The sequence below is a fragment of the Mesorhizobium sp. M4B.F.Ca.ET.089.01.1.1 genome (genome assembly GCF_004022605.1).
Lineage (GTDB): Bacteria > Pseudomonadota > Alphaproteobacteria > Rhizobiales > Rhizobiaceae > Mesorhizobium > Mesorhizobium abyssinicae.
Window position 1 is genome coordinate 1 of record NZ_RZOS01001256.1, and the last position, 556, is coordinate 556.

Genomic DNA, 556 nt, shown 5'->3' on the forward strand with positions numbered 1-556 from the left:
CCCGGGTTGCCTAGTGCGGCCGCTGAGCCGGCGGAGTAGCTTACCAGCCTAATCGACGACCTTGATCCGCACCGGTGAGCCGTCGGGCAATTCGTTAATCTGGCGATGAACCTCGGCCATGCCGATGAACTGCTCGCTGACTGGAACTACGAACATGTTCTCGACGTCGAATTTGCCCTTGGCGAAGACTGGCAAGATGGTAAAGCCGTAGCATTCTCCCACCTTAGGCTTCTTGCCCGCGGCATGAAGGCGTCCCACAAGCGGTGGCAGGAACCACTCGTCAACGAGATCATGAGAGATTCGGATCATCTCATCAAAAAGTGTCCGATTGCGAGCCACCCGCTCGACCAAACCGGTTCCGGTGTCTAGCCAATGAACCTCATTGTTGGGTCGCTCGACAAACATGCCTCCCACCATTGAGCAGACAAGTGGGGTCCAAGGCTCTGGCAAAAGCCACGACCACGCTTTCGCTACCGTATGCGCGACATCTGGCTCAAATTGGAACGCGATGTCCTGCCAGATGACGTCAGTCACCGATTACTCCGCCGCTTCGGCC

At 57.2% G+C, this 556-nt stretch carries 1 protein-coding gene; it reads right to left on the reverse strand.

Going from position 1 to position 556, the window contains the following annotated elements; genetic code table 11:
* Positions 1 to 48 precede the first annotated feature (48 nt).
* A complete protein-coding gene (locus EN780_RS37040) occupies positions 49 to 534 on the reverse strand; it encodes a T6SS immunity protein Tdi1 domain-containing protein (protein WP_127284357.1) in 486 nt (161 codons plus the stop codon).
* Positions 535 to 556 lie beyond the last annotated feature (22 nt).